A 24,637-nucleotide genomic window follows, 5' to 3' on the forward strand; every position below is an offset into this window, starting at 1 on the left:
GCCTTATTTCGCCTCAATCGGCAAATGACGGATTTTGAGTGGGAGCAGTTGGGGGCTGACCCTAATGTAGTGGAAGCACTGGGATTTGAACCCAGATCTAAGGGTCTCTTCCATGTTTCATCGTTCCAGTCATTCATCATAAATTCAGACGACCTTTAGCTAATCACAAACTGACTGGAGCCCTCTAGGATACCTGACTACCCCATGCTTCCTGATACGTATATTTATTTTTAATATAAATATCTATAGGATAAGCTCGTGTATGGGCCATTATTTCTGGTGCACTATTATTACTGAATAAGACAGTATACCTGAAAATCCCTTCTGCAATTCACATGAAGGGGGGTGCTAGCTTTAAAGCATTATCGGAATACTAATGTTGTATTATTTGTAATTGTTGGCAAGCTTCTCACAGAGGCTATGTACTATAAAGTCGCTCTAATCCCTATTTTAATTAGCTCTCATGTTGAAAAATTTTTCTATAGCATAGATGGCAAATAATTACAATACCGGTATTGCTAAGGTATAATGATAATATGTTTCCTTTAGGAAACAAAAACATATTTTTTATGTTTCTATGTAGAAACATATGTTAGATAAAGAATCTGTTAAAAGAACGATAACAGAATTAATGAATATCCAGCACCCCGATTTAGTAAAAAGGGAGATTGATATAGGCATATATAAATAAAATTGTAGTTATAGCAGAGGTGCGCCGCGCAGGAAAAACATATCAGATGTTTAATGGGTAAAATCTTTAATAACATCTGAAGTACCATGGAAAATATAAATCAATTAAAATATTATAAAATAAATTTACCGGAGCTCAGAATTCCTAGCACAATAAAAACACTGGATTAAACATGATAATCTTATCATCACACGCATCAGGGAGTATCAAAATATTTAATACCAAATAGACCTGCAACTTCGCTCTGGAGAGAGCCTAACATAGAAACACAGTTCAGCATTGCAAATTATTTTTATTAGAAAATTGACCTTAGGGGCAAAAATAACAATCTTTATCAAGAATTTCTTTCATTGAAATCTATGTCATGAAACTTTCGGATAAAGAAATTACAGGGTTTGCAATATTGGTTCTTATTGCATAGAATGTAACCGGGACAAATACGTTGTTTGAAGATACATACAATAAATTAACAGACAATAATGAGCATAAAATATAAATAGGAGAAAGACAAACTGTAAGCTGTAATAAATCCGGGTAACTCAAACGGCTGAACTCTTACACCTACCCCGTATCTTTTTATCTGTATTTCTCATATTTTATTACCTATCTGCTCAAAAGATGTATATCTTCAAATTATTTTATGGTAAAATTCATTGATAACAGGATGGTTTATATTTACACATAATTTCACAGACAACCGTTTAACTGGATATTTTATCTTGCCGGTACTAACACAAAAATATAAATATTATTTGTCTTATTGTATACAATTGATATAATTATTATAGAAAAAAATTATATAACGTTATAGACTACATAACACAAATATGAAATCTAAAATTGTTTGCCCGAAATGCAACGAAGAATTTGATGCGCCTAGATGGGACAAAAAAAGACTCGGGTTTGGTGCGGTACCCCCTGGAGTTGGTTTTATTAAATGCCCATATTGTAAATACAAAGCCCATAGAAGCGAATTTTCTGTAGCTGAGGATACCGAGGAATAGATCTGTGAGCGTTTAGTTTTCCAGGGTAAATATACGTACCAACTACCCACAGCTAAAGTAGTGAGCTGCCATCGGGTTTCCACAATGGACGAAAAATAACCTGCTACAATAGGCTGGTTGGCAACAGCCCTGTTCCTGATATTTAATGAATCAATAAAATATACCTTCTCTGCTAATCCACAGAAAATCCCTTTAAATATATCACAATGGATATATTATTTCTATTCCAAATTCTTTAATAGTTCTTTCCTTATTTTTAAAATCTTTATCAAAGGTGATAAATTTATCCGCATGTATTATAATAGCATTGGCAATATGCAGGCAATCCAGTGTTTTTAATTTTATGGAATTTATTATATCTATTCCGGTATTTATGCTTCTGTTAAAATCAATATTAACTATTTTTATATCATTTTTTATTAATAGATACTCATCTAATGCGTCTATTTCCTCTTCAATTACACCGGACCTGGACAAAACACTTTTTATTTCAAGTAGATTTAATTCAGTAATAATTTTATTATCGTAATTTTTCATTAATTTATTGGCTAGATTGTATTTACTGTCCTTTTTATCAATAAGGGAAATTAAAATATTCGTATCTATGTATTCCATTATTCTCTCTCTAAAATTGATTTTTCAGACAACCCTGCTGGCAATTCCGGCAAGCCTTCCTTTAAATATTTTTCAAGCAATTCCTGTGTTTTTTCCTTTTTTTTAATTACATTATTAACATTATTAATTCCGTGTTCCATTATATAATTTATAGCATCTGTCCTGCTGTTTACTATTTTAAATGCTATTAGTTTATTTATAGTATTTAGCATATCTTCTGATAATCTAATACTTACAACTTTATTCATATGATTACATAACTATAAATTGTATATATATCTTTGTAATTAATTACATATTTTGTTTCGTATTACAACATAAAAAGCACTGTCCGGAGGTAGGATTTATATTTACATATAATTATGTACACTATCCTGTATTTTTAAAGTGTACATATCACATTATGCATATAATATAAGTAATTATTAATAATATTACCCGTTATACATAATATGGATCATGCTAAAAAAAATAAGAACACTAATAAAATTGGTACCTGGAGCTATAATATCTGCACCGGTTTCTTATATTCTTGCACAGGGAAATAACTTTTTGCAGACTTTCTTAATTGTATATTTCTCAATCTGGTTAATAATTTTCCTAGTGACTGATATAGCTTTATTCTTTATGAGACAGTTTGTAAGACAAATATGACAGGACATATGGGATCTGCCAATATAATGTAAGTCCTTCAATGTCAACTACCCCTGGCTAAAGCACGTGGGCTTCCTTGCCACCTGATCGTGAATGATGTATTCTGGATTTAATGGAATAACTTTTCTGAGAGAGTTTTATGCCTCACCGATTATATTCCATATCTAAAACATTGGTAAAGTTCATAGGCTTTCCGCTATGTGGCCCTAAATGGCATAAATGATTTAATGCAGCTTTAATCTTAAAGCCAGTAATACTCATACGTTTATTGCTTATCACTGTCCAGGATACCTGCTACGTGCTTCAATATTTCCCTCTCCAGTATAGTTCCTATAAATTTTCCCGATTTGTCAACGACGGCAACTATAGGCGGGTCATATTCCTTGAATATTTTAATCAGGTCGGTTGCAGGAGAATCGCAACGTACCTTTGCTGCTGGAACTATTTTTCCCTGGTATACTGATAGTGTCCTTAACTGGTTATGCCCCATGGTAACCATATCACTTAGCGTAAGCTGCCCGAGAACCTTCAATTTTGAATTTATTACTATAACAGCCCTTGCATTTAAGTCTGTACACATTTTAAATGCCAGGCTTATAGGATTTTTACTATTTACCGACACAGACTGGAAGGAACTTGCTATATCACATGCCTTCAAATTTTTGAATTCAGCGTTTACCATTTCCCAGACATAATTTGACTTTTTAGTTTTGACCACCGGTGCCTTAACATTAAACAATGCCGGTATTACCACAGTCAATAACGTTATTGCTATCATGACTGCAGAATAATCATACCTGCCAATGAGGGATAATCCAAGAGCAACAACAAGCAAAGCTGCGTCCACGCCCCCGTGCACCGATGTTCCGAAGGCGTTTTTCCATGTATCCACATGCATGAACCTTGAGGTTATGGTGCCTGCTATTGGCTTTAATATAATGGCTATTGCAAAAATCAAAAGTCCAAGGGTGATAAGTGGCAGTGTAATCTTAACAAAATAGAGGCCAAGGCCAATAAAAAACAGGGGTTCAAAAAATCCATATGTAAATGTTGATACTTTTTCGGCAACAAGTGGCCTCTCGTTAATAAACTCTCTCAGGGAGATTCCTATAAAAAGGGCAATAATAGCTGAGTTAAATCCATATAGCTGCCCGACAAATCCAAGTACAAGGACAAACCCGATTATAACTGCTATTACAGTTTCATTGGCTCTGGCACTGAAATCTATCTTCACCAGTAGCCTTGTCAGTACATATCTTGAAAATAATAGTATAAAAACAAGTGATACAACGAGCTCCATTGCTATTTTGAGAACCAGGTATATGGTAACTACTTTTCCGTAGAGGTCAGCAAGGAATGAAAATAGTATAACTCCGGATATTTCCATTGTTACAACCTGCTGGAAAATGCTATTTCCCTCTTCAGTATGATTCAGCCCTGTGTCTGTCAGTAGCCTTGTTAAAGGGCCGGCACTGCTCATTCCTGTTACCAGGCCCACAATCAGGGCTATGAGGACACTGTGAAATATGTAGTATACAACAAATGATATTAAACCAAATGGAAGTATGAACTCAATTACGCCGGTCAATATGTTTGAAGGATTCAGAAGCTTTTTTGTTTCCAGTTCCTTGAATTCCAGGGCACCTCCCGTAAAAAGCAGAAAATTAATTCCAAGGGATATAAATAGGGAAATGTTTGGAAGTATTGTTATCAGCCCCAGTACTCCCGGGCCTATAATTATTCCAATTATTATTGCCGCAACATATGAAACGATCCTGAATTTTTCGAATAACTCCTCTCCAAGTTTGGCGAGTAGCAACAATGCACCGATAAATAAAAGTGCAAGAAGTGAGTCGGATAGTCCGTACATTACGGTAAGATGTAGGTGGATTATTTAATATTTTTGCTAAAATTTGCCTATTTTCTGCTATTTATTTAAAATAATCAAAGAATTTGCTTAAATCATAAAAATAAACCTGAATAAATCCCGGCTTCCGGATTCGAACCAGAGACCTATGGATGACTGCGTTTTCTGGCAGTATATCACTCTACAGTCCATCGCTCTACCAACTGAGCTAAGCCGGGTAGCAGATAATCATTACAACGGATATAAATTTTAACATTTATGCCGGTTATTATATTCTACTTGAATAACTAATGGTGGTATCATTCCACAGTTAAAGCGATGGAATTTTTCTTCTGTTGAATTAAATATTTTATTTGCTCCGCAACAGCAAAATTTCATTAGATACCTGCTGTTAAGCTATAAATTAATTAACATAATCTATTTATTGGATATTATGAAAGTAATAGATGGATTTAAAAATGAAAACTTGCATTTCAGATGGTCTCCGGCAAATATTCCTGTGGAACATGTGTCCCCTGGAGAAACGCTAACCATTAAAATTCCGGATTCATCAACAAAGCAGATCCAGAAAGATTTTAATAGTGAGGACCTTAAGAAAATAGACGACTCTAAGGTAGATGCAGCTGTGGGGCCGGTGTATGTAGATGGGGCTGAAAAAGGAGATACTTTGAAAATAGAAATAAAAAGCATAGAAGTAGGAACATGGGGATGGAGCGCAATAATGAAAGACTTTGGTGCCCTGAGCCCGGAGTTTGATGATAGGCTCGTAATATGGGATATAAATAAAACAGAAGCCAGATGCATGAATAAAGGCTTTCTTGACAATGTAAAGATACCGGTAAACCCTTTCCTTGGCATCATCGGAACTGCTCCTGGAAATGGAGAATTTGGGATGATACCCCCGAGGAATTTTGGCGGGAATATGGACAATAAATTTTTAGGTGCCGGTTCTGTACTTTACCTGCCGGTCAATGTAAATGGTGCACTGCTTTCATTTGCCGATCCCCACGCATCCCAGGGCGATGGCGAGGTTTGCGGGACTGCCATAGAGACATCCTGCACAGCTGTGGTGAAAGTAGATTTGATAAAGGGGAAGGCAATAAAATACCCCCGGATAGAGTCCAGAGGAAATGCCGGAACTGATTGCATAATCTCTATGGGCATAGAAGATAGTTTAGAAAAATCAGCTAAAGCGGCCATATGGGAAATGATCGGTATACTTTCTGAATATGGTTTCTCCAGAGAAGAAGCATATATCCTCTGCAGCGTGGCAGGGAACCTTAAAATTTCTGAAATGGTGGATATGCCAGACTATGTTGTTTCCATGGAACTGGACAAAAATACGGTTAGCAGCAGAAATGCCAGCCAATGACAAAATCTTATAATATACTATATGATTATTATTTAATGTTATTTTCAGAAGCCAGCAAAAAATTCATGGAGATGGAATCGACAACGAAGAGGCTTGAACTCACATCAATACTGGGTTCATTGCTTGAAAATGCAGGGGATGACCTGAAGGAACTGGTATATTTAATACAGGGCAAGCTGGCACCGGATTATGAGGGTATAGAATTTGGAGTTTCGGGGAAGCTTATAGTGAAATCCCTTGCAGCCATATCCGGAATGGATGAGGAAGAAGTCAACAAATTGTTTTACAAGAATGGCGACCTTGGTATAACTGCCTCTGAAATCAGGGAAAAAATGGAACAGAAGCCACTTTTCAGGGAAGACCTTACCGTACACTATGTGTATACAAGGCTTATGGAACTTGCAAAATCAGCAGGGCATGGAAGTGTAAAGGGGAAAACAGATATTTATGCGGACCTCATGGTAAATTCATATCCTGAAGATATAAAGTATATTACGAGAATAATCATGGGGAAACTTAGACTAGGCGTGGCAGATTCCACAATACTTGATTCCCTGGTGCATGCATTTTCCTCTAAAGATAATGCAGATATGGTAGAAACAGCTTACAATTTTCATCCAGACATAGGGCTTATAGCAACGCTCCTGCAGAAAGGCGATATAAAGGCCATAAGCAACATAGGTCCTGAGCCATTGATTCCATTCAAGGTAATGCTTGCAGAAAGGCTGAGGTCCATTGATGATATAAGGGAAAAAATGAACCACCACGTATCATTTGAGTATAAATATGACGGGCTCAGGACAGAGTTGCACAAAAAAGGGGATAAAATTAAGATTTTTTCAAGAGGGCTTGAGGAAACAACTGAAAATTTCCCGGATATTATAGAAAATTTCAAAAAGAGCTATTCATTTGAATCCATAATAATTGATGGAGAATCGGTTCCGTTTAATCCCGATACAGGGGAATTGTTCCCATTCCAGATGGTTTCCAAAAGGAGGGGAAGAAAATATCAGATTACAGAAAAATCCACTGAAATACCTCTTGTAATGTTTATTTTTGATATACTGGAGCTCAATGGGAGGACACTTGTTAATCTCCCATACGAAGAAAGGCGTAAAATTCTTGAAGAAAATTTTGTAGATAATGAGCACTTTAGGCTGGCAACAAGATTGTCCTCGGATGATTCTGAAGAGATTAACAAATTCTTTGAACAGAGCATAGAGGATGGGTGTGAAGGCATTGTTGCGAAGGATACATCTGATGAATCTGTTTACCGTGCAGGGGCTCGTGGGTGGCTTTGGATAAAATTTAAAAGGGATTATCAGAAAGAACTTGCGGATTCCATGGACCTGGTAATTATCGGTGCATTTAATGGCCGTGGAAGGAGGGCAGGGGCATACGGTGCACTCCTCATGGCATCATATAACGAAGAAACACATGCATTCGAGTCAGTCACAAAACTGGGAACAGGATTCAGTGATGAGGTATTATTTTCATTGCCAAAAATGCTCTCTGATCTTGTAAGAGACCACAAACCTGCTATGGTTGAATCAAAAATGGTTCCTGACATCTGGATATATCCACAGATAGTTATGGAAATCCAGGGAGCAGAAATTACTGTAAGCCCTATACATACATGTGCTTTTGGAAAAATAGAGAAAGATTCCGGCCTTGCGTTAAGATTTCCCAGATTAATTAAAATACGTGACGATAAAAACGCTGAAGACGCTACAACTACCAATGAAATTATAGAACTTTATAAAATGCAGAAAAAAACAAAATAAATAAAGAAGAGTGTTTACTCTTCGTTGTCGTCGTTTCTGTTATAATTACTTCTTCTGTTGTTGTTTCCGAATCCACCACGGCCTCCGTTTCCACGGTTGCCCTGATTTCCGTATCTGTTGTTGTAATTATTGTACTGGTATTCGTATTCCTTCTCACTCATATCAAGTTCTTCGTTCGGCTCTATTTCCTCTTCTGATTCTGCCATGGCTCCGTATTTCCCTACGTTTAATCTCATGTGGCCTCTCAACAGGGAAATGTATCCGTTATCGATTTTAAGAACTTCTCCATCCCTTATATCTTTGGTCTGGTCATCCCACAGTGTGAGTGTTATTTTTCCTGTATCATCAGCAACTATAACCTCACTTACTGATTTGTCTTCTCCAAATCTGGTTTTGATCTCTTTTGGCTCTCCTAGTACTACAACCTTCCCAACAACATTAACACGCCTTGATGAAGGTGTTAAATCCTTAATTTTGGTTATTTCATCCATATTATTACTTCCTTTAATCCTTTCGGACGTACAATAATATTTAATGAATATATAAACATGCCTATTTTGAAAACATTTACCATTAATAATAAAGAACTTGCAAATATTGACTTGCATGTTGGTTCACATTTTCCTTAATCCCGGATGTATTTTTATTTTCAAAATATAGAGAGAATTGCTAAAGTCATATTCACAGAAAATTAAATGGTGTAATATAAAAATATGTTCAGTGGGGCTGGCCGGGTTTGAACCGACGACCACCTGGTTATGAGCCAGGCGCTCTACCTAGCTGAGCTACAACCCCAAACGCCGTCAGTCGGGCTTGAACCGACGACCGCTCGGTTAACAGCCGAGTGCTCTACCAACTGAGCTATGGCGGCTTACTACGGTTATTGCATTTTTGCTTTTAATATTTTGCTTTCAAATATTGAGGCAGTAACAATAAGTGTATATGACGGAATACAAAATCGGATAAATATTTTATCATTTTAAAAGCAATATTTTACTGTATTATTTCTATATCGTCCTTTATTTCATTTTCGCCAATGCTGAATATTTCCAGCCTGATTGTGTATTTTTCAGGGATAAGGGAATGGGCATCAAGGGTTTTATAAGCATTTCTTGAGAAGAATATCCCGTCATTGGGGCCACAGCCTCCGGGGTTTAGATATAGCCTGACAGGAGTGCCTTCCAGATCTGCCAGGTCATCGGTGTTAAGGTACTTTTCCTTGCCAGTGACCTTCAGTATGCGCCCTTCCATATCGATTTCATTTGCAATTCCCAATTTCGAAGAAAATTTTAGTGATCTGGCCGGAATATACCAGTTGGACGAATCTGGATTTATCGGCTTTACCAGCTTTTCAGTTTTTAATGTGGATTCTATAATTGCAGCCATGGGGTTAAATATGAATATGGTTTATAATACTTATTTTGTGTTAGGAAGCAAATTGGATTGCCAGAAAGGCTCATCAAACCTGTCATCACAGAGCCATATGCTGGAAGTATCCTCTGGAGACCTTGTAGATCTGCCTGCTGCCTGTTTTACTTTGATAAGCGCAAACTCATAATAGAGCAGATTGTATGCATTTTTTTTCAGCACTTTTTCAAGATATTTTATTTTATCCTTTCTGTAATCATCAAGGGGTATCAGGGGAAGCCCTGCAATGATTACATCGCTAATCAGGCTTTTTCCCCGGTTAACCAGCTGTATGCCCTCAAGAAGTTTGCCACCGTGTACAGAAAAAATAATTATTTTTCTCTCCTTCGCTTTCTTTTCTATATAGGAATAAGAAATTTTCTTGTTTTCGAATACACAGTTTGCCCTCATACTTTCTGGCAGGTAATTGCCTATGCCTGGTGTTTTTGTATAGGTGTCGCCAAAAAGTATGCGATATGAGGGGACAGCAACAAGTACACTTTTATCCGATTTTGAGTAAACATCAATGGCAAACTGCATATATTTTCTGAGCATTTCAGCCCAATCATCCAGGTTTTCGCGGTAACGTCCCAGAGTTGTATAACCGTTAACTATATGGTATTGCTTTAGCCCGCCGGCGTTTTTGAATATGCTGTCAACTTTCAGGTACAGGACATTTTCCATATTCCATACCTTTGAGATATGGTCTACAGATGGCATTGTCCCGGACATAAAAATAACAGAGTTATCCCGTAAAAATGAAAGATAGCCGGATGTATCATAATACATCAATTTAAGTTTTAAATCTTTTTTTTCCGGATTATTGATAGTGGAGTACACTGAACCATTTTCCATCCTCTGGTAATCATAGAGAAAATTGTAAACGTTTTCCAGGTAATTCCTGCTTCTCTTATTCAATGGCCTGTTTTCGTTTTTTTCTTCAAATTCATCACTGAATGTCCTGAGTGATTCAAGGTTTGCAATCCTTGATGCAAAATCATTAGAAAATTTGAATAGCTTGAGACTATCGGTTCCCCTTGTTGAGCTCATGTTGGACAGAAGATTTTCAAGCATCAAATTTGCTTCAATCCTATCATATGAATTATAAGTTTCAATTGGAAAATCCTTTACAAGCATATCAATTGCCTTCTCTACTGTTTTTATCTGCAGCGTCCGGCCAAAATTTTCTATTACAGAATCCAGGTTATGTGCTTCATCAAAAACTATATAGCATTCATTAAGGTCAATCATCTCTTCCCCTTCGGTGCCATGAAAAACATTGAACCGTATTGATGGATTTAACAGATAGTTATATGTCATGGCTATTATCTGTGCATCTGCCATGTTGGACCGCACAGAATAATATGGGCAATAGGATTTTACATTTTCTTTCTTGATTGTAACAAGATTCCCCTTTGTATCCCTTCCGAGGGCCTTTGATTCCACATCCTGCCTGATAAGTTCCGTAGAATCAGCTTCTATGTCTTCCAGAAAACTCTCCGGGCTCCTTATATTTTTCAGATCAAGCTTTATGGTTTTATCCTTCAAGGGGCACCCTTTGCATACATTTTTCTGCCCATCATCTTCTGAGTCGTACCACCTCTCTTTAAGCGGGCATAATTTGCTTTTTCCATATAAATATAAAGCGGGTATGTTGAAATATTTCTGGTTATCCTCATAAAGCCTCGTGAATTCATTATGTGTTCTGGTAAGGTAAATTAATTTCTTCCCTGTAATAAAAGCCAGATATAGTATGAAGCTGGTCTTTCCGGAACCGGTAGGTGCCTCTATGGCAATTTTGTTTTTCTCCTCAAGGTTTTTTGATACGGTGCTTATCAGGGCATCCTGCCATTCCCTGGGGGTAAATTTTTCCATGTTATTATATTGTTAATTTGTATAATTATGTATTGATTCTTGATCAGGTTTACAGCTAAAATATCTAGCCGAAATGTGCGTATATATTGTGTTTCAAAATATGGCTAAATCATTTAAATAGGAAAATAAATATATAGTTTTTTGATTAGGTGGCTCAAGTGATTTAACGGACAATAGATGGTTTATAGGTTATGTATTTTCCAATCTTGCTGCGGGCTTAACAACACCCCTTATTCCGCTGTTTATTGTATTTTACCTTAAAAGCAATGTTGAATTTGTAGGGCTGGTCTCTGCAATTTCTTCCCTTGCATCCGTACCGGCCCTTATTGTGTGGGGAAATCTTTCAGATAAGATAAAAAGGAGGAAAATATTTATTATAATAGGCTTCGTCGGGTCGTTTTTATCACTTTTGCTGGTGCTGGTTGTCCATACAGTATCTACATATATGTCGATGCTGATACTTTTCCAGATAGTGGCGATGGCCAGTGTACCTGTTTCCACACTATTAATACTGGAAAATTCGGACAAGTCATCATGGTCAAATGTTATGGGCAAATTTAACAGTTACAGCGCAATAGGGACTGTACTCGGATTGGGAATCGGCGTTTTAATACTCACGTTTTTTAGCGGCATGGGGCGCAAACTAATTCCCTATCTTTACATTGTTGCAGCATGGTTTTACCTTGTTGCTGGAATAATTTCAATACTGGTGCTTAAAGAGCCAAAAACTGAAATAAGCAGGGGCAAAATAGGATACCTGTTTGCCCTGCATGCTATTGAGAGGGTAAGATATTTTCCTACCCATCTGGTACATATACCGGGCAAGGAGAACAAAATTAAGATACCTGACCATTTAAAACTGTATTTAATAACGACACTGATATTAATGATGGGCTTTCAACTGTTTTTCATACCCTATCCAGTATTCGTTATTGACAGGATGAATGCCAGTGAGAATGACATATACATTATGTACCTGCTTAACAGCTTATTCTCAGCAGCAACATTTATACCTGCAGGCAGATATATAAATTATATAGGATCAAACAGGATGCTCTCTATTTCCACATCAATAAGGGTGGTGTTGTTCCTGGTGATGGGTGTAGTATCGTTTTTTGTTTTCGACACAGTCGGATATCTCCTGCTTTTCATTGTAATGTATGGAGTATTCGGTGCAATATGGAGCTTTATAGGAATAAGCGAGATTACAAGCATTTCAAATATGGCTACTACACTGATACGCGGGAAAGTTATCGGTTATTATAATTCGCTAAATGGCGTAGGCCAGATAATAGGGGCAGGATTATCCGGATTTATAGCATATGATATAGGTTATTCATTTGATTTTATACTTTCTGCAATCATAGTTTTATCCGGTCTATTAATAATATTCTACTCAAAACCCCCTGATATCCAGTATTCCAAAAAAATAATCAAATCTCATTCCTGAATACGTTTTACAAAGAGATGGAAGAGGTTCCTGAACCCATCACGCCAGGTATTCAACTTAGGTTTGCTTATCCTTATCCCGTATTTTATCGGTATCTCTATTAATTTTCCAAGCCGTACTGCATCTATTTTAATATCCTCTGAAAAAGACATCCCATTGCTGAGATTTTTCATTTTATCGTAGAAATCCCTGTAAAAAATCCACATGCCACTCTGGGAATCGTTCAGGTTAATTTTGAAAAGCAACCTCATTGTAAAGTTCAAAACACTATTTCCAATATAATGCAGGGAGGTATAGTTATGCTGTGTTCTCAATGTCATCCGGTCACATGATATAAAATTGACCTCATCCATGCGGATAATATCCAGAAGAGGCCTGACTATATCTGTAGGGTAGGTGTTGTCCCCATCCATGCACACAATAATATCCCCTTTGGCATGCTGTAATCCGGTCTTATATGCCATGCCGTAACCGCTTCGGCTTTCGTTTATTACAGTAGCGCCCCTGCCTGTTGCTATTTCCTTTGTCCTATCAGTGGAATTTGTGTCAACCACGATGATTTCTATCCCCTCTACTGAATTCAGGAGCCCGTCTATTACAGAGCCTATAGTTTCTTCTTCATTGATAGTGGGGATAATTGCAGTTACATTCATCTCTACAGAATAACATAACACATTTATTATATTTTAGTATGTTAATTTTTTATTTAACATACTTTTATAGGTTTTCCACTGGTGCCTTACTATACTATCAATATTTATTCCATTTTTCAATGCATTTTTAACAAAATTTATTGTTCTCGGGTCAGAAGGGTAACCTGAGCCAAAATCCCCATAGTCCTTATGGAGCTTATCGATTTCACGGTCCCTTATTACCTTTGCAATTATAGATGCTGCAGAAACACAGGGATATATTTCATCTGCCTTATGCCTGCATACAATTTGCCTTTTTGTATTTTCCATGAGGAGAGACTGCAGCCTCAACTCGTTAACGTCGAAACTATCAACATATACAGTACTGCTTGCAGGAGCCCAGGATGCCAGTTTTGAGGCATAGGTTTCCTCTAGCACGTTCAGTTTTTGATGCTCCACATATCTGTCGATTTCGGAAGGGCTTATAATTACAAAATTATATTTGTACGATTGCAAGCGGGCAAACAGGCTTTCACGCCTGCCTGGTGACAATTTCTTTGAATCGGCCACACCAATGATTTCAAGTGATTCCCTATCTCCGCATAAAATAGCCATTACCATAGGGCCTATAAGAGGCCCCCTGCCAGCTTCATCTATCCCGCATTCGTCCATTCATGCAGAATGCCCGGTTCAATAAAAATATATTTATAATGTTTATATAGTAAGGATGGCAGATTACACAATAAAGTCCGGAAATATAGTTATTACAACAAAATTTCCCCGTGAACGCATAAATGAATTTGTATCCTGTGCTAATGACAGTAGCCTTGGGTTGAATCTCATGTCACATGGATTTCATTATCCCTACACAGAAGAAGATGCTATGGAGTTTATTGATAAGAACAGGGAAGTCGAAGGTGAATCATTTGCCATTGATTTTTATATTATTTATGAAAATAACGTTGCAGGGGTAATTGGTTTGTCCGACATTGATTATGATAATTCCCGATCGCATGTAGGGTACTGGATTGGCAAAGATTACAGGGGAAAGGGAATTGCAACAGAGGCGCTGAAGGCGGTAATCTACTTTGCCGCCAGGACTTTAAGGTTGCACAGCCTTTATACCAGTGCCCTTATAGATAATATAGGTTCAATAATAGTCCTGACGAGAAACGGATTTTCAATAGATGGAATTTCAAAGGATTGCTTCATGTATGATAACAGATTTTATTCAGCGTTTATGTTTTCACAGCTCCTTTAATATCTGTGTTTTGCATGATATGTACAGATAAATTTCAAAAGCATTTTGGCAGCTTCATTTATATAGAAAATCACATTCATGGTAATATTTATTAACAATAATTCTATAAGTCTGTTCATATGACGAAATACGTTTTAATTTCGGACTCTACCTTGAGTTATGACTATAGAAATTTCCCGTTGCTGGATTTTTTGCCATGCGCCCCGGGAGACAAGGTACCCGGAAGGGTCTATAGATTTTTAAGAGGGCCTGCGCCGGAGGCATTGCCTAACGGTGAGGCAAAGTACGCACCATATGCCATAAGGAAAATTGAAGCAGGATTATTAAGAGACAATCCAAGGAAGGATGTAGCCGTTGCACACATGGACTATCTTTCAAACTTTATCACTGATGACACTGAAATAATAGGAGTTTCTACCATGGACCCACTTGGAATAGGTCCGACAACAATGTCATACGCGGCCCTTTTCGGCGGCGATCTGGATTCCTGGGTAAGACGGGAATGGGATATACTCATAGAAAGGATAAACCAGGTTAGAAAGGGCAAAAAAGCAAAGCTCGTTATCGGTGGGCCGGGAGTATGGGAGTTCACTGTCCTCAGAGATGAAATAGACAAGTACCATTTTGACTATGTTGTATCCGGAGAAATGGATGATATTATTTCTGACCTATTCAGAGGAATAGAGCATGATGACATAGATAAAAATATGTTCACCAGGGGATACATGACATACGATGACCATTTCAGAAGGGTTGTAAAAAATGATGAATTATTCGTTGGAAGGGGAACCGGAATAAGGGCATACCCTGCACTTGAGGACATACCTGAAATTGTTAACCCTGCGTCAAAGGGAATGGTTGAAGTTATGCGTGGCTGCGGTGTAGGCTGCGATTTCTGTGAAGTTACATTGCGCCCATTACGGTATTATTCACTGGATAGAATAAAAAAGGAAATAGAGGTTAATGTAAAGGGTGGAAACGACCATGCATGGCTCCATTCCGATGAAATATTTGAATATAAACATGAAAAAATGTTCACACCAAATCAGGATGAAATGGTAAATCTTATGAAAACCGTTATGTCTATAAAGGGTGTAACCGGTTCAAACCCAACACATGGGAGAATATCCATACCTGCAGCTTTCCCTGAATTGATACAGAAGCTCAGTACCATATTAAAGGCAGGGCCTGACAACTGGATCGGCATACAGACAGGAGTAGAAACTGGCAGTGACTCACTTGCAATGAAGCATATGCCCAATAAGACAATGCCATTGAGGATAGGCGCGGATGGCTCGTTCAGAGATATAGTATGGCAGGGCGTATACAATGAAACAAAGTATTACTGGAGGTCCGCATTTACAATACAGGTAGGGCAGCAGGAAGAGACAGATGAAGACAACTGGGATTCCATAGCCATGATTAACCAGCTAAGCCATTCATATGTTGATGGCAGGCCATTTGAATTTACAGTCACGCCTCTGGTAAATGTGCCACTTGGAAGAATAAAATCCAGAAGCCTTAACTCCATGCTTAATCCTGTGCAGATGGGTGTTTATTATGCATCATACAGGCATCTAGCCAAGATGGCAAAAAGGGATGGTTTCAGAGATGCCAATGGAAACATATTTGCAAGGGCAGGCACAGGAACCATACTGAGCGTTGGTGGCGAAGTAATGCTTAAAGTCGTGGAAAAAATAGCAAAGAAAAAGGGCGTGGACATAGACAAAGTCAAGAAATGGGGAATTGAAAGCGAGAAAGAAATTTCATCACTTAGCACCCTTACCAGAGCTTAAACCTTTAAAGTATTTATACCAATTTTTTATACCTTTCCATGGTTAATTATAATTTTTTAAAAAGGATTTTAGTAGTAGGAGAAAAGAACCTGCTATCACGGCTTTCACAATACCCGTTAATGGGAATTGAATCCTCTTCAAATCTCATATTCATGCTTAAAAATGCCCCTTCCGACATTGAAAAATATAATGAAATAGTACGGCAAATAGAAAAAAAAGGGGATGAAATGGATATAAATTTCAGGCACGAAGTAACAAGCGGTGCCATAAGTTCCAGCCTCATGGGCAATCTTCTGGATTTAATTGAGAAATGTGATGACATACTGGACAAATGTTACTTTACAAGCAGGGAAATTAACAGATTCAATATTAATTATAGTATGACGCCTGATGAAGTCGTTATAAAAGAATATGCATATGGCAGTTTCATTAAAATTCTTGAAGCAAACAAAGAATCACTGGAATTTGTACATAGCATACTTAATGAAAATGACCTGTCAAATATGAGGGGGGACAGAAAAAGCATAGAAGCCATAGAAGAACAGGTAGACGAAATAAAAGACAACATAATAGATTATACATATAAAAATTCCACAAAGATATCATATATTGTATTTGAACATCTAAATACACTGGCGCACAAACTTGACGACCTCCTGGATGATTGTGAAGATATATCTGATTTAATTTTTACTATAATGCTTGCGGTGACGAGTTGATTTTATTTATATTTTCACTTATCCTTACGTTCCTGCTAACCCTTCTTGTATCTGGAAACAACCTTTCCGCTGCAGTGGGAACCCTTGTAGGGTCACGTATTGTTGGTAGGTACGGCGGTGTAATAATTGGAGCAGGAGGATTTTTTCTTGGGCTTGTGCTTGAAGGCAGATTTCTCCATGGAGCCGCACTCTCGCTGATTCCACACTCATATTTTTATATAACATATGCCTTCCTGGTTTCATTCCTGATATTTCTGTTTGCAAATATAGGAAGGGCACCGCTGTCGCTTACAATGGCACTGGCCGGTACAGCACTGGGCATAGATGTGCGCATAGGGCGTTTAATAGACTATAAATTTGTAATTCTTATGGTGGCGTTCTGGGTTATTGCACCGGTCATATCCATAGTGGTTTCATATTTTGCCGAGAAGGGAATTTTTCGCAGGAATTTTAAAAATGTATGGAACGTCGCAAGGTGGCTGAAATTCCTTATAGTAATATCATCATTCCTCACTGCTTTCACCCTTGGCGCAAATACACTGGGGTTTATAGCCAATGTGGAAGGCTTTAATTTTCTTACAATAACAGTAATGACGGTTGCAATATTTTCCGGAGCCTTTTTCCTTAGCAGTGGCGTAATTAAAAGGGTTGGTGAGGAAATGTATTCAATGCGGTATTCTAATGCGCTTGTGTCCCTTGTGGTATCCTCTCTGCTGGTTGAAATTGCAACGTTTTTTGCAGTGCCACTTTCAAATACCCAGACACTCACATCAAGTGTTTTTGGGGTGGGCATATCGTATAAATACAAAGCAATTTACATGCGCCCATTCCTTATAATAATTTTAACATGGATTCTATCGCCCAGCATAGGGTTTATACTGGGGTATCTGGTTTGATCACAGGCTGTGGGTAAGATTGTCTATTCTCCCACCATCTACCACAAGTACCTGCCCATCCATATATTCCGATTCATTTGATGCGAGGAATATTGCGGCATCTGCAATATTTTCAGGTTTTCCAGTCATGCCAAGCTCCGTTTTCGATTTGAATGATTGCCTGAGATTGTTCACCTCTTCCTCACTTTTCCCTCCTATGGTCATATCGGACTCTATCCAGCCGGGGGCAATGGCATTGACTCTCACGTGCCAGTCCATCAGGTCAAATGCAAGTCTTTTAGTGAGCATTGTTATTGCGGCTTTTGTCATGGAATAAAATGTTGTTCCCTTAGCAGCAGTTCCAACACCTGCATTGGATGCCAGGTTAATAATAATTCCATGCTGTTTTTTCAGGTCTTCAATGCATTCCCGGGTTGTGTATACTGGCCCCATAAGATTTACGTCAAATATTTTTTTCACTCTGGCATCATCAAACTCATCCCATGTGATTGCGCTGAGAATTCCCGCATTATTAACTAAAATGTCTATTGTTCCCATTTTCCTGTGTATTTCATTTACCATGTTGCGAACTGCTGCATGGTCAGATACGTCAGCCTGGAAAATTTCAGATCCAGCGAGCATGTTTTTTAATTCCATAGCCGATTTCTGGTCCCTGTTATAATTGATTGCTATTCTTGCCCCTTCAGAGGCAAATTTCATGGCTATTGCCTTTCCCAATCCCCGGGAAGACCCGGTTATTAATACTATTTTATTGTCAAGTTTTCCCATGTTTATAATATATTTCCAGATTATAAAAGCCTTATTCTTAATGAAAAGATTTTAAAACCCTGCAAAGTAATTTCAATGTTTCGCCAGTTCAACTTCAAAGAATTTATATATCTATTTTAAATTTGATTTTAATGATCAATAACTATGAGGCAGTCTACAAAAAACAGCATTATGGGCTTGTGGGCAGCCATTCTGCAGTGAAAGTATGCCACTGGACGAAAAGCGAATTGCTGGGCAAAGCACCATGTTATAAAAATACATTTTACGGAATAAAATCACACCAGTGCATACAGATGACACCGGCGTTGAACCAGTGCTCCGAAAACTGTGATTTTTGCTGGAGATTCCAGGGATTTGATTCAATGCATATAAATGAGGAAGATGATCCGGAATTTATACTTGAAGAAAGCATAAAGGCGCATCTCAAGCTTATTTCCGGCTTCAAGGGCAATCCTAAAGTAAAGAAGGAGCTTTTCGAAGAGGCTTCACATCCAAGGCATATGGCAATATCATTGACGGGCGAGCCCACATTGTATACCAGGCTGGGTGAACTTATAGAAGCGGCTACCAGGAGGGGAATTACAACATTTGTTGTAAGCAATGGAACAATGCCTAAGGTGCTTGAAACACTGAACCCGTTGCCTACCCAGCTATACATCACGGTAGCAGGGCCTACAAAGGAGATATTTAACGATGTGCTTCACCCCGCAATAGGAAATGCCTGGGAGAACTTCAATAAAACTCTTGATTTGCTGCCATCACTGGATACAAGGACGGTAATAAGGCATACAATGGTAAAAAATGTTAATTTCCCATTCTATGACGAATATGAGAAAATGGACAGGAGGGCAGACCCTGATTTTATCGAATCAAAGGGTTATGTGCATGTAGGCCAGTCCGAAGGCCGGCTTACTGCTGAAAATATGCCTTCCCATGATGAAATTATGGAATTCTCGTCAACACTTGCAAAAAGGCTTGGATATACTGAATATGCGGATAGATTTGAAAGCCGCGTTGCAATGATAGCAAAACATCCTGAAGATGCAAAAATAGATGTGGACAGAGAAATAAGGAAAACACTTGATAAACTTGAAATAACAGAAAATTAAATTATTTTATCTCTATTTTGCTCAGTTGTTTAACCGGTTTTTTTGTTTCCTGGTTGTTGCCTATTATTCTGGACCCGAACCTTAGAAGTTCAATTCCTCCATCGAAAAATTTCTTGCTTTCTTTAACTACTGTGCCCACGATATGTGGCACCTCTATATTTATCTGTATTATAGTTTTTTGATCCATGTATAGTAATCAACTTAATGTTATATATAGGTAACCATCCTTCAATTCTGCTCCTGATGGCTGGAGGTTGGCCATGGTCTGGGGGAGGTACAGTATCCGTTTCCAGTTGTTTACTTCCACTATGAGTTCCCCGGTTTTGTTGTAGAGGTTGAGATTTTTTTTATCTGCAAATGGCAATTTCAATTTTACAACACTGTTCCCATTTTTCCTGATGAACTCCAATGGTTTACCCTTATAAAAAACGGAATATGGATCAAGGTCGCCATACAGGTCCTGGCCAAATTTTAAAGCCTTCTCCTGCCCTACCAGTTCATTATTCTGAAGATAGCTTTTCAATATTTTTATTTCCGGGAATGCAGCGTCAAGATCGCCCAGTATTCCTGACTGTGTTTCCCTCCATTTCTGGAAAAAATCACCGGTGTCTTCCGTATATATTTTATTGGCTATCACAGCATCCACAGGATATCCATATAAAAGGAGATAGGTAAATGCCCTCTTTGTTTCATTAAAAGACATCTGGTCTGCGTTTGTTACAAGCCTTATGGATGTTATATCCGGGTTCTCAAGTATTGTGTGGATATCTCCAAGATCATCGTAAAGTGTTTCCGCACTTTTAAATACCTTATCATTTGGCATGGGTATGCCAGAAAATGGCCTCATCAATGGCCTTGCTATCTTTGCTGCAGTCCTGCTAATGGGGAATACTTTCTCCATGTACCAGCGCATTACCTCTGGAAACGAAAGCATCCTGAGCGCCTCGCCTGTTGGTGCGCTATCAACCACAATAACATCATATGAGTTATTTTTAATATAATCGTTTATGTAAAGCAGGTATGTGGCCTCCTCAAATCCAGGGAGTATTGCTATTTCATCTGCAGATATGGGGTCAAGTCCCTGATACTGGAACAGGGCAGTTAAATATTCACGCAAATCACTCCAGTGGGATTGTATCGCATCGTTGATGTTAACTTCCTGGGCAAATAAATTTTTGGATATCTCTGTCGGAGATGATTTAATTTCAGCCTGGAGGGAGTCCCCGAGGCTATGTGCAGGATCGGTGGACATCACTATTGTTTTCTTATTCTGCTTAGCCAGCATGGATGCGGTGGAAGCCGCCACAGTTGTTTTTCCAACTCCTCCTTTGCCTGTATATAATAATACTCTTGCCATTCATATCACTCCTGATTCATTAATTCTATCAACTACTATAAGCGCCAGATCCATTAGAAGGCCCAGGTCATCCGATCTCCCGATGCCATTCAGGTTTTCAACGGATTTTAATATGTAGTCCTTTGCAATTTTAAATGTGTACTCCAGAGAACCGGATTTAAAAAGTATATCACGGAACTTGGATTTATAATCACTGTCTGTGTATTTTCCTGTTAGTATGTTAACCAGTGTACGCTTATTCTCACCGGTAACATGAGATAATGCGTGTATTATGGGAAGTGTTATCACATCATGGTTAAGATCAACCATTGTAGGCTTCCCCATTTCCTTTTCATTTCCAACAATATCAAGTATATCATCTGTTATCTGAAAGGCCATCCCCATATTGTAAGCAAATTTGCTGAGCTTGTCCCTTACATTGTCTGGTGCCATAGCCGCTATTGTGGCACCTTCAGCACATGCTGAAAAGAAATAAGCAGTTTTGTTCATTATAATTTTGTTATACGTCTCTATATCCAGAGACAGATTGCCAATATTCAATGCTTCAATTATCTGGCCTTCCGCAAGATGCGATGAACCATCGGCCATAACCTTTGAGACAACTTTTCCGTATCTCGACCCAAGTTCATATGCCTTGGCAAAAAGGTAATCGCCAACCACAATGGCATTGTCTATGCCATACCTGGATGCCAGTGTTTCGCGCCCTCTCCTGTATTTCGATTTATCTATAATGTCGTCGTGTATGAGGCTTGCTGTATGTATAAGCTCATAGCCTGAAGCAAGGTCAAGTATACTGTCATAGGGTTCGTTGCATGAAATTTCATAGGATAATATGGTAAGCAGTGGCCTGAAACGTTTTCCACCTGCGTCTATGGTATACTTGGACATTTCAAAAAGATATGGTTGGTCAGTTTTAATAGCCTGTAGAAGCCTTGAGTTAACCTCATTTATTTTGTCCCGTAAACCATATTGCCACTCATAGAAATTTTTCATTGAAACACCAGAGATATTTTATGTATTGAAAATTATGATTTAAGGTTTTGTAGAAATTTTTCTAAATTGAAGGTATAAAACTTTATTTTGCCAGGATTATTTCAATTGATGAAACATTAGATGGCCCGTTTTCTCCCTCAAGGGTTTCTGTATCAAGCTTTATACTCTCGTATTTCGCAGTCTGTATAAATTTATGTTTCGTAATTTCGGCTATATCTACTGCCTTGCTTATAGCTTTCCCCCTTGCTTTAATCACAATTCTAGGCATATCAGAGTTGTTGAATTGTGTCACTATAGCCAGTACATAGTTCATAGTTGGTTTTTTCCCCACAAAGATTATGTTTTCTTCAGACATGTAAATTACCCAATTGTTGATTTATTATAAATATATAATAATATCGTTACAAACTATGGCAATTATATCCTGTTGTGCAAACAACATCAATTGTCCTGATTATCCTTGCAATTGGCATGAAAAATAATTATTCTTCTGACCTAATATAATTACTACAGGCTACATATTCATTTAAGCCGTACCATGGTATCTGTATTTACCACGCCTTTTAAGTCCCTGATTTTGTCCACCTCCATATTAAGCTCTTCTATGGTGTTTTTTGATATTCTCACAGCAACGTCAATGCTTCCGGAGAATTCGTATATGTCACTGTAGAGGCTTTTTAAAGTTTTTAATGTGTTTGACGCTTGCCTGGAATCAAGTTCTATCAATACAATGCCTTCAATTGATAAGGAAGTTTCTATGGTAAATTTCCTGATAATGCCACTATTTACAAGATTCATTATCCGCTTTCTAATTGTGCCTTCTGAAACATTAAGCTTCCTGGCTATTTCCATATTTGTTTCACGTGAATCTTCCCTCAAAAAGTCAATAATTTTATAATCGGTCTCATCCATGATACAGAATTGCCGGAAGAGATTTAAATCTATTTGTACGAATATTTTATTATCTGTACAGCCCTTTATCTGTATCCGCCTTTTTAGCTACAGATTCTTTAGGAACCCGCATCATCCTTATCATAGGGGCAGCATTGATGCTGTACTGTGGAAGCCCGGTATTCGGGTCATTTCCTACTTTCATTATTGACATGATTTCAGTCTTGATTTCCAGTACGGTTCCATCTTCCAGTGTCACGCGTATCCATTTAGGCTCTTCGTCCAGCTTGAAGCCCATTACTGCATTGTTATTATCATCCATAATATCTTAGTTAAATGTCTTATAAATATTATACTATGTGCATTTGCATTGTCCGGTTAGCTCTTAAAAAAACTTATTAATCAAAAACATATTAGCTGCATGTAAGCAAGGGTAACTAAGCTTGGCCAAAGGTGTAGGACTTAAGATTCTATCTCGAAGGAGTTCGCGGGTTCAAATCCCGTCCCTTGCATAATTCTAAAAGTATAATGGAGAGTTAACCTGTATTTTCATGTAATAACATTATAAAAATTTAAGTATTATAATTTAATTATTCGCAGGTGGTTTAATCGATTACACTAATACTAGAAAAGGGCTTATAGAAATACTTTCATCTACCGTAATCTGGGGGTCAATACCCCTATTTGCAATATGGTCACTGTTACCATCCCCAATATTTGTATTCTTCAGGGTTTTAATATCTGCCTTATTATTGACAGTAATACTTCACAGGGATTTGAAAAGCAATATCAGGAAGTTGTTTAATCCTTATATAATACTTTCAGGAGTACTATTATCATTAAACTGGGTATTTCTGTTTTATGCGGTATTTATGATACCGGTATCTGAAGCGATAATATTCTATTATACCGGGCCGGTAATAGCAATACTATTTTCACCATTATTAAAGGAGAAAATAGGGAAAGGTGGATTATTGAATATCAGCATATCGTTCGCCGGCATAATAATTATGTCTGCAGGTTCGCTTTCTATAAATATAATTGGAATTCTGCTGGCATTATTTTCGGGAATAACCTACGGTTTACTGTCAATAACAAGCAAATTTTCAGCAAAGTATGTGAGTTCAATGAATTTAGTATTTCTCCAATCCATAATCTCTATGATAATATTATTGCCATTCGTCTTTGTCATCAGGTTTACCATAAACTATGACGTAATAATAATTATAGTGATCTCCGGATCTGTTCAGACCGTTCTGGCCTTATTTTTATGGTACGATTCGCTGAAAAATCTAAATATACAGATTGTTTCAATACTGAGTTATCTTGACCCGGTATTTGCAATAATTTTTGCCCTTGTTTTTCTCGGGCAGATCCCTTCACTGTATACTATAATTGGTGGAATATTGCTAATAGGAAGCGGGATGCTGGTTACGGGAAATACAATAAGGAAATATAACAGGCATTTAATAAACAATATAAATAATACTTAGAGA

The 24,637-nt window shown here is 37.7% G+C and carries 25 protein-coding genes and 5 tRNA genes; 11 read left to right on the forward strand and 19 right to left on the reverse strand.

Annotation, left to right across the window (positions count from 1 at the left end):
• Window positions 1-70: 70 nt before the first annotated feature.
• Window positions 71-212: transfer RNA gene (locus tag FACI_RS02950), tRNA-Trp, on the reverse strand.
• 1,306 nt (window positions 213-1,518) lie between these two features.
• Between FACI_RS02950 and FACI_RS10220 the strand changes: the two genes are divergently transcribed.
• Window positions 1,519-1,695: a hypothetical protein gene (locus FACI_RS10220; protein ID WP_009886631.1), complete on the forward strand. Its 177-nt coding sequence runs from the start codon at window positions 1,519-1,521 to the stop codon at window positions 1,693-1,695.
• A gap of 201 nt (window positions 1,696-1,896) precedes the next feature.
• Here the strand turns inward: FACI_RS10220 and FACI_RS02955 are convergent, their stop codons facing one another.
• From FACI_RS02955 to FACI_RS02975, 4 genes are all read right to left on the reverse strand, one after another.
• A complete protein-coding gene (locus tag FACI_RS02955; RefSeq protein WP_009886632.1) occupies window positions 1,897-2,310 on the reverse strand; it encodes a type II toxin-antitoxin system VapC family toxin in 414 nt (137 codons plus the stop codon).
• Complete coding sequence (locus FACI_RS02960; protein ID WP_009886633.1) at window positions 2,310-2,558, reverse strand: hypothetical protein; 249 nt, start codon at window positions 2,556-2,558, stop codon at window positions 2,310-2,312. The genes FACI_RS02955 and FACI_RS02960 overlap by 1 nt, the downstream gene beginning before the upstream one ends.
• A gap of 671 nt (window positions 2,559-3,229) precedes the next feature.
• Window positions 3,230-4,834, reverse strand: coding sequence for a cation:proton antiporter domain-containing protein (locus FACI_RS02970; protein WP_009886635.1), 1,605 nt, complete (start codon window positions 4,832-4,834; stop codon window positions 3,230-3,232).
• 115 nt (window positions 4,835-4,949) lie between these two features.
• Window positions 4,950-5,049, reverse strand: a tRNA-Tyr gene (locus FACI_RS02975).
• 215 nt (window positions 5,050-5,264) lie between these two features.
• Here FACI_RS02975 and FACI_RS02980 point away from each other — a divergent pair.
• Both FACI_RS02980 and FACI_RS02985 read left to right on the forward strand, forming a co-directional pair.
• A complete protein-coding gene (locus FACI_RS02980) occupies window positions 5,265-6,203 on the forward strand; it encodes an acetamidase/formamidase family protein (protein WP_009886636.1) in 939 nt (312 codons plus the stop codon).
• Window positions 6,204-6,238: 35 nt separating this feature from the next.
• Complete coding sequence (locus tag FACI_RS02985) at window positions 6,239-7,987, forward strand: ATP-dependent DNA ligase (RefSeq protein WP_048074147.1); 1,749 nt, start codon at window positions 6,239-6,241, stop codon at window positions 7,985-7,987.
• Between the two features lie 14 nt (window positions 7,988-8,001).
• On the opposite strand, the gene FACI_RS02990 is transcribed toward FACI_RS02985, so the two are convergent.
• From FACI_RS02990 to FACI_RS03010, 5 genes are all read right to left on the reverse strand, one after another.
• The gene (locus tag FACI_RS02990; protein ID WP_009886638.1) at window positions 8,002-8,478 is read right to left on the reverse strand and encodes a single stranded DNA-binding domain-containing protein; all 477 of its coding nucleotides are present in this window, start codon (window positions 8,476-8,478) and stop codon (window positions 8,002-8,004) included.
• Between the two features lie 230 nt (window positions 8,479-8,708).
• Window positions 8,709-8,782 (reverse strand) — tRNA-Ile (locus tag FACI_RS02995).
• Between the two features lie 3 nt (window positions 8,783-8,785).
• Window positions 8,786-8,858: transfer RNA gene (locus FACI_RS03000), tRNA-Asn, on the reverse strand.
• Window positions 8,859-8,980: 122 nt separating this feature from the next.
• Entirely contained in the window at window positions 8,981-9,373 is a 393-nt protein-coding gene (locus tag FACI_RS03005; RefSeq protein WP_009886640.1) for a hypothetical protein, read from the reverse strand.
• Between the two features lie 30 nt (window positions 9,374-9,403).
• Window positions 9,404-11,269 (reverse strand): helicase C-terminal domain-containing protein, encoded by a 1,866-nt coding sequence (locus FACI_RS03010; RefSeq protein ID WP_009886641.1) that lies wholly within the window; start codon window positions 11,267-11,269, stop codon window positions 9,404-9,406.
• A gap of 184 nt (window positions 11,270-11,453) precedes the next feature.
• Here FACI_RS03010 and FACI_RS03015 point away from each other — a divergent pair, with 184 nt between their 5' ends.
• Window positions 11,454-12,719: an MFS transporter gene (locus tag FACI_RS03015; RefSeq protein ID WP_048074034.1), complete on the forward strand. Its 1,266-nt coding sequence runs from the start codon at window positions 11,454-11,456 to the stop codon at window positions 12,717-12,719.
• Here the strand turns inward: FACI_RS03015 and FACI_RS03020 are convergent.
• On the reverse strand, window positions 12,710-13,372 hold the full coding sequence (locus FACI_RS03020) for a glycosyltransferase family 2 protein (protein ID WP_009886644.1): 663 nt from the start codon (window positions 13,370-13,372) through the stop codon (window positions 12,710-12,712). The two genes, FACI_RS03015 and FACI_RS03020, sit on opposite strands and share 10 nt — an antisense overlap.
• Before the next feature lie 33 nt (window positions 13,373-13,405).
• Window positions 13,406-14,023 (reverse strand): ribonuclease HII, encoded by a 618-nt coding sequence (gene rnhB, locus FACI_RS03025; protein ID WP_009886645.1) that lies wholly within the window; start codon window positions 14,021-14,023, stop codon window positions 13,406-13,408.
• Between the two features lie 55 nt (window positions 14,024-14,078).
• Here rnhB and FACI_RS03030 point away from each other — a divergent pair, with 55 nt between their 5' ends.
• From FACI_RS03030 to FACI_RS03045, 4 genes are all read left to right on the forward strand, one after another.
• Window positions 14,079-14,612: a GNAT family N-acetyltransferase gene (locus FACI_RS03030; RefSeq protein ID WP_009886646.1), complete on the forward strand. Its 534-nt coding sequence runs from the start codon at window positions 14,079-14,081 to the stop codon at window positions 14,610-14,612.
• Window positions 14,613-14,731: 119 nt separating this feature from the next.
• The gene (locus FACI_RS03035; protein ID WP_019841448.1) at window positions 14,732-16,408 is read left to right on the forward strand and encodes a B12-binding domain-containing radical SAM protein; all 1,677 of its coding nucleotides are present in this window, start codon (window positions 14,732-14,734) and stop codon (window positions 16,406-16,408) included.
• A gap of 38 nt (window positions 16,409-16,446) precedes the next feature.
• Window positions 16,447-17,127 carry a DUF47 family protein gene (locus FACI_RS03040; RefSeq protein WP_009886648.1) on the forward strand — a complete coding sequence of 227 codons (681 nt, stop codon included), beginning with the start codon at window positions 16,447-16,449 and terminating at the stop codon, window positions 17,125-17,127.
• Window positions 17,124-18,023, forward strand: coding sequence for an inorganic phosphate transporter (locus FACI_RS03045; RefSeq protein WP_009886649.1), 900 nt, complete (start codon window positions 17,124-17,126; stop codon window positions 18,021-18,023). Before FACI_RS03040 ends, FACI_RS03045 begins: the two co-directional genes overlap by 4 nt.
• Here the strand turns inward: FACI_RS03045 and FACI_RS03050 are convergent, their stop codons facing one another.
• A complete protein-coding gene (locus FACI_RS03050) occupies window positions 18,024-18,791 on the reverse strand; it encodes an SDR family oxidoreductase (protein WP_009886650.1) in 768 nt (255 codons plus the stop codon).
• 131 nt (window positions 18,792-18,922) lie between these two features.
• Between FACI_RS03050 and twy1 the strand changes: the two genes are divergently transcribed.
• Entirely contained in the window at window positions 18,923-19,900 is a 978-nt protein-coding gene (twy1, locus tag FACI_RS03055; RefSeq protein ID WP_009886651.1) for a 4-demethylwyosine synthase TYW1, read from the forward strand.
• Window position 19,901: 1 nt separating this feature from the next.
• On the opposite strand, the gene FACI_RS03060 is transcribed toward twy1, so the two are convergent.
• The 6 genes from FACI_RS03060 to FACI_RS03085 all read right to left on the reverse strand — a co-directional run bounded on the left by FACI_RS03060 (window position 19,902) and on the right by FACI_RS03085 (window position 23,463).
• A complete protein-coding gene (locus FACI_RS03060; protein ID WP_009886652.1) occupies window positions 19,902-20,087 on the reverse strand; it encodes a hypothetical protein in 186 nt (61 codons plus the stop codon).
• Between the two features lie 9 nt (window positions 20,088-20,096).
• Complete coding sequence (locus FACI_RS03065) at window positions 20,097-21,257, reverse strand: ArsA family ATPase (protein WP_009886653.1); 1,161 nt, start codon at window positions 21,255-21,257, stop codon at window positions 20,097-20,099.
• Window positions 21,258-22,250 (reverse strand): polyprenyl synthetase family protein, encoded by a 993-nt coding sequence (locus FACI_RS03070; protein ID WP_009886654.1) that lies wholly within the window; start codon window positions 22,248-22,250, stop codon window positions 21,258-21,260.
• Between the two features lie 82 nt (window positions 22,251-22,332).
• A complete protein-coding gene (gene albA, locus FACI_RS03075; RefSeq protein ID WP_009886655.1) occupies window positions 22,333-22,605 on the reverse strand; it encodes a DNA-binding protein Alba in 273 nt (90 codons plus the stop codon).
• Window positions 22,606-22,772: 167 nt separating this feature from the next.
• Complete coding sequence (locus tag FACI_RS03080; RefSeq protein ID WP_009886656.1) at window positions 22,773-23,162, reverse strand: winged helix-turn-helix transcriptional regulator; 390 nt, start codon at window positions 23,160-23,162, stop codon at window positions 22,773-22,775.
• A gap of 49 nt (window positions 23,163-23,211) precedes the next feature.
• Complete coding sequence (locus FACI_RS03085) at window positions 23,212-23,463, reverse strand: hypothetical protein (RefSeq protein ID WP_009886657.1); 252 nt, start codon at window positions 23,461-23,463, stop codon at window positions 23,212-23,214.
• A 105-nt stretch (window positions 23,464-23,568) separates the two neighbouring features.
• Between FACI_RS03085 and FACI_RS03090 the strand changes: the two genes are divergently transcribed.
• Both FACI_RS03090 and FACI_RS03095 read left to right on the forward strand, forming a co-directional pair.
• Window positions 23,569-23,653 (forward strand) — tRNA-Leu (locus FACI_RS03090).
• Window positions 23,654-23,779: 126 nt separating this feature from the next.
• Window positions 23,780-24,634 carry a DMT family transporter gene (locus FACI_RS03095; protein ID WP_256378730.1) on the forward strand — a complete coding sequence of 285 codons (855 nt, stop codon included), beginning with the start codon at window positions 23,780-23,782 and terminating at the stop codon, window positions 24,632-24,634.
• The last annotated feature ends 3 nt before the right edge of the window (window positions 24,635-24,637 follow it).

Origin of the sequence: Ferroplasma acidarmanus Fer1 (genome assembly GCF_000152265.2) — an archaeon.
Lineage (GTDB): Archaea > Thermoplasmatota > Thermoplasmata > Thermoplasmatales > Thermoplasmataceae > Ferroplasma > Ferroplasma acidiphilum.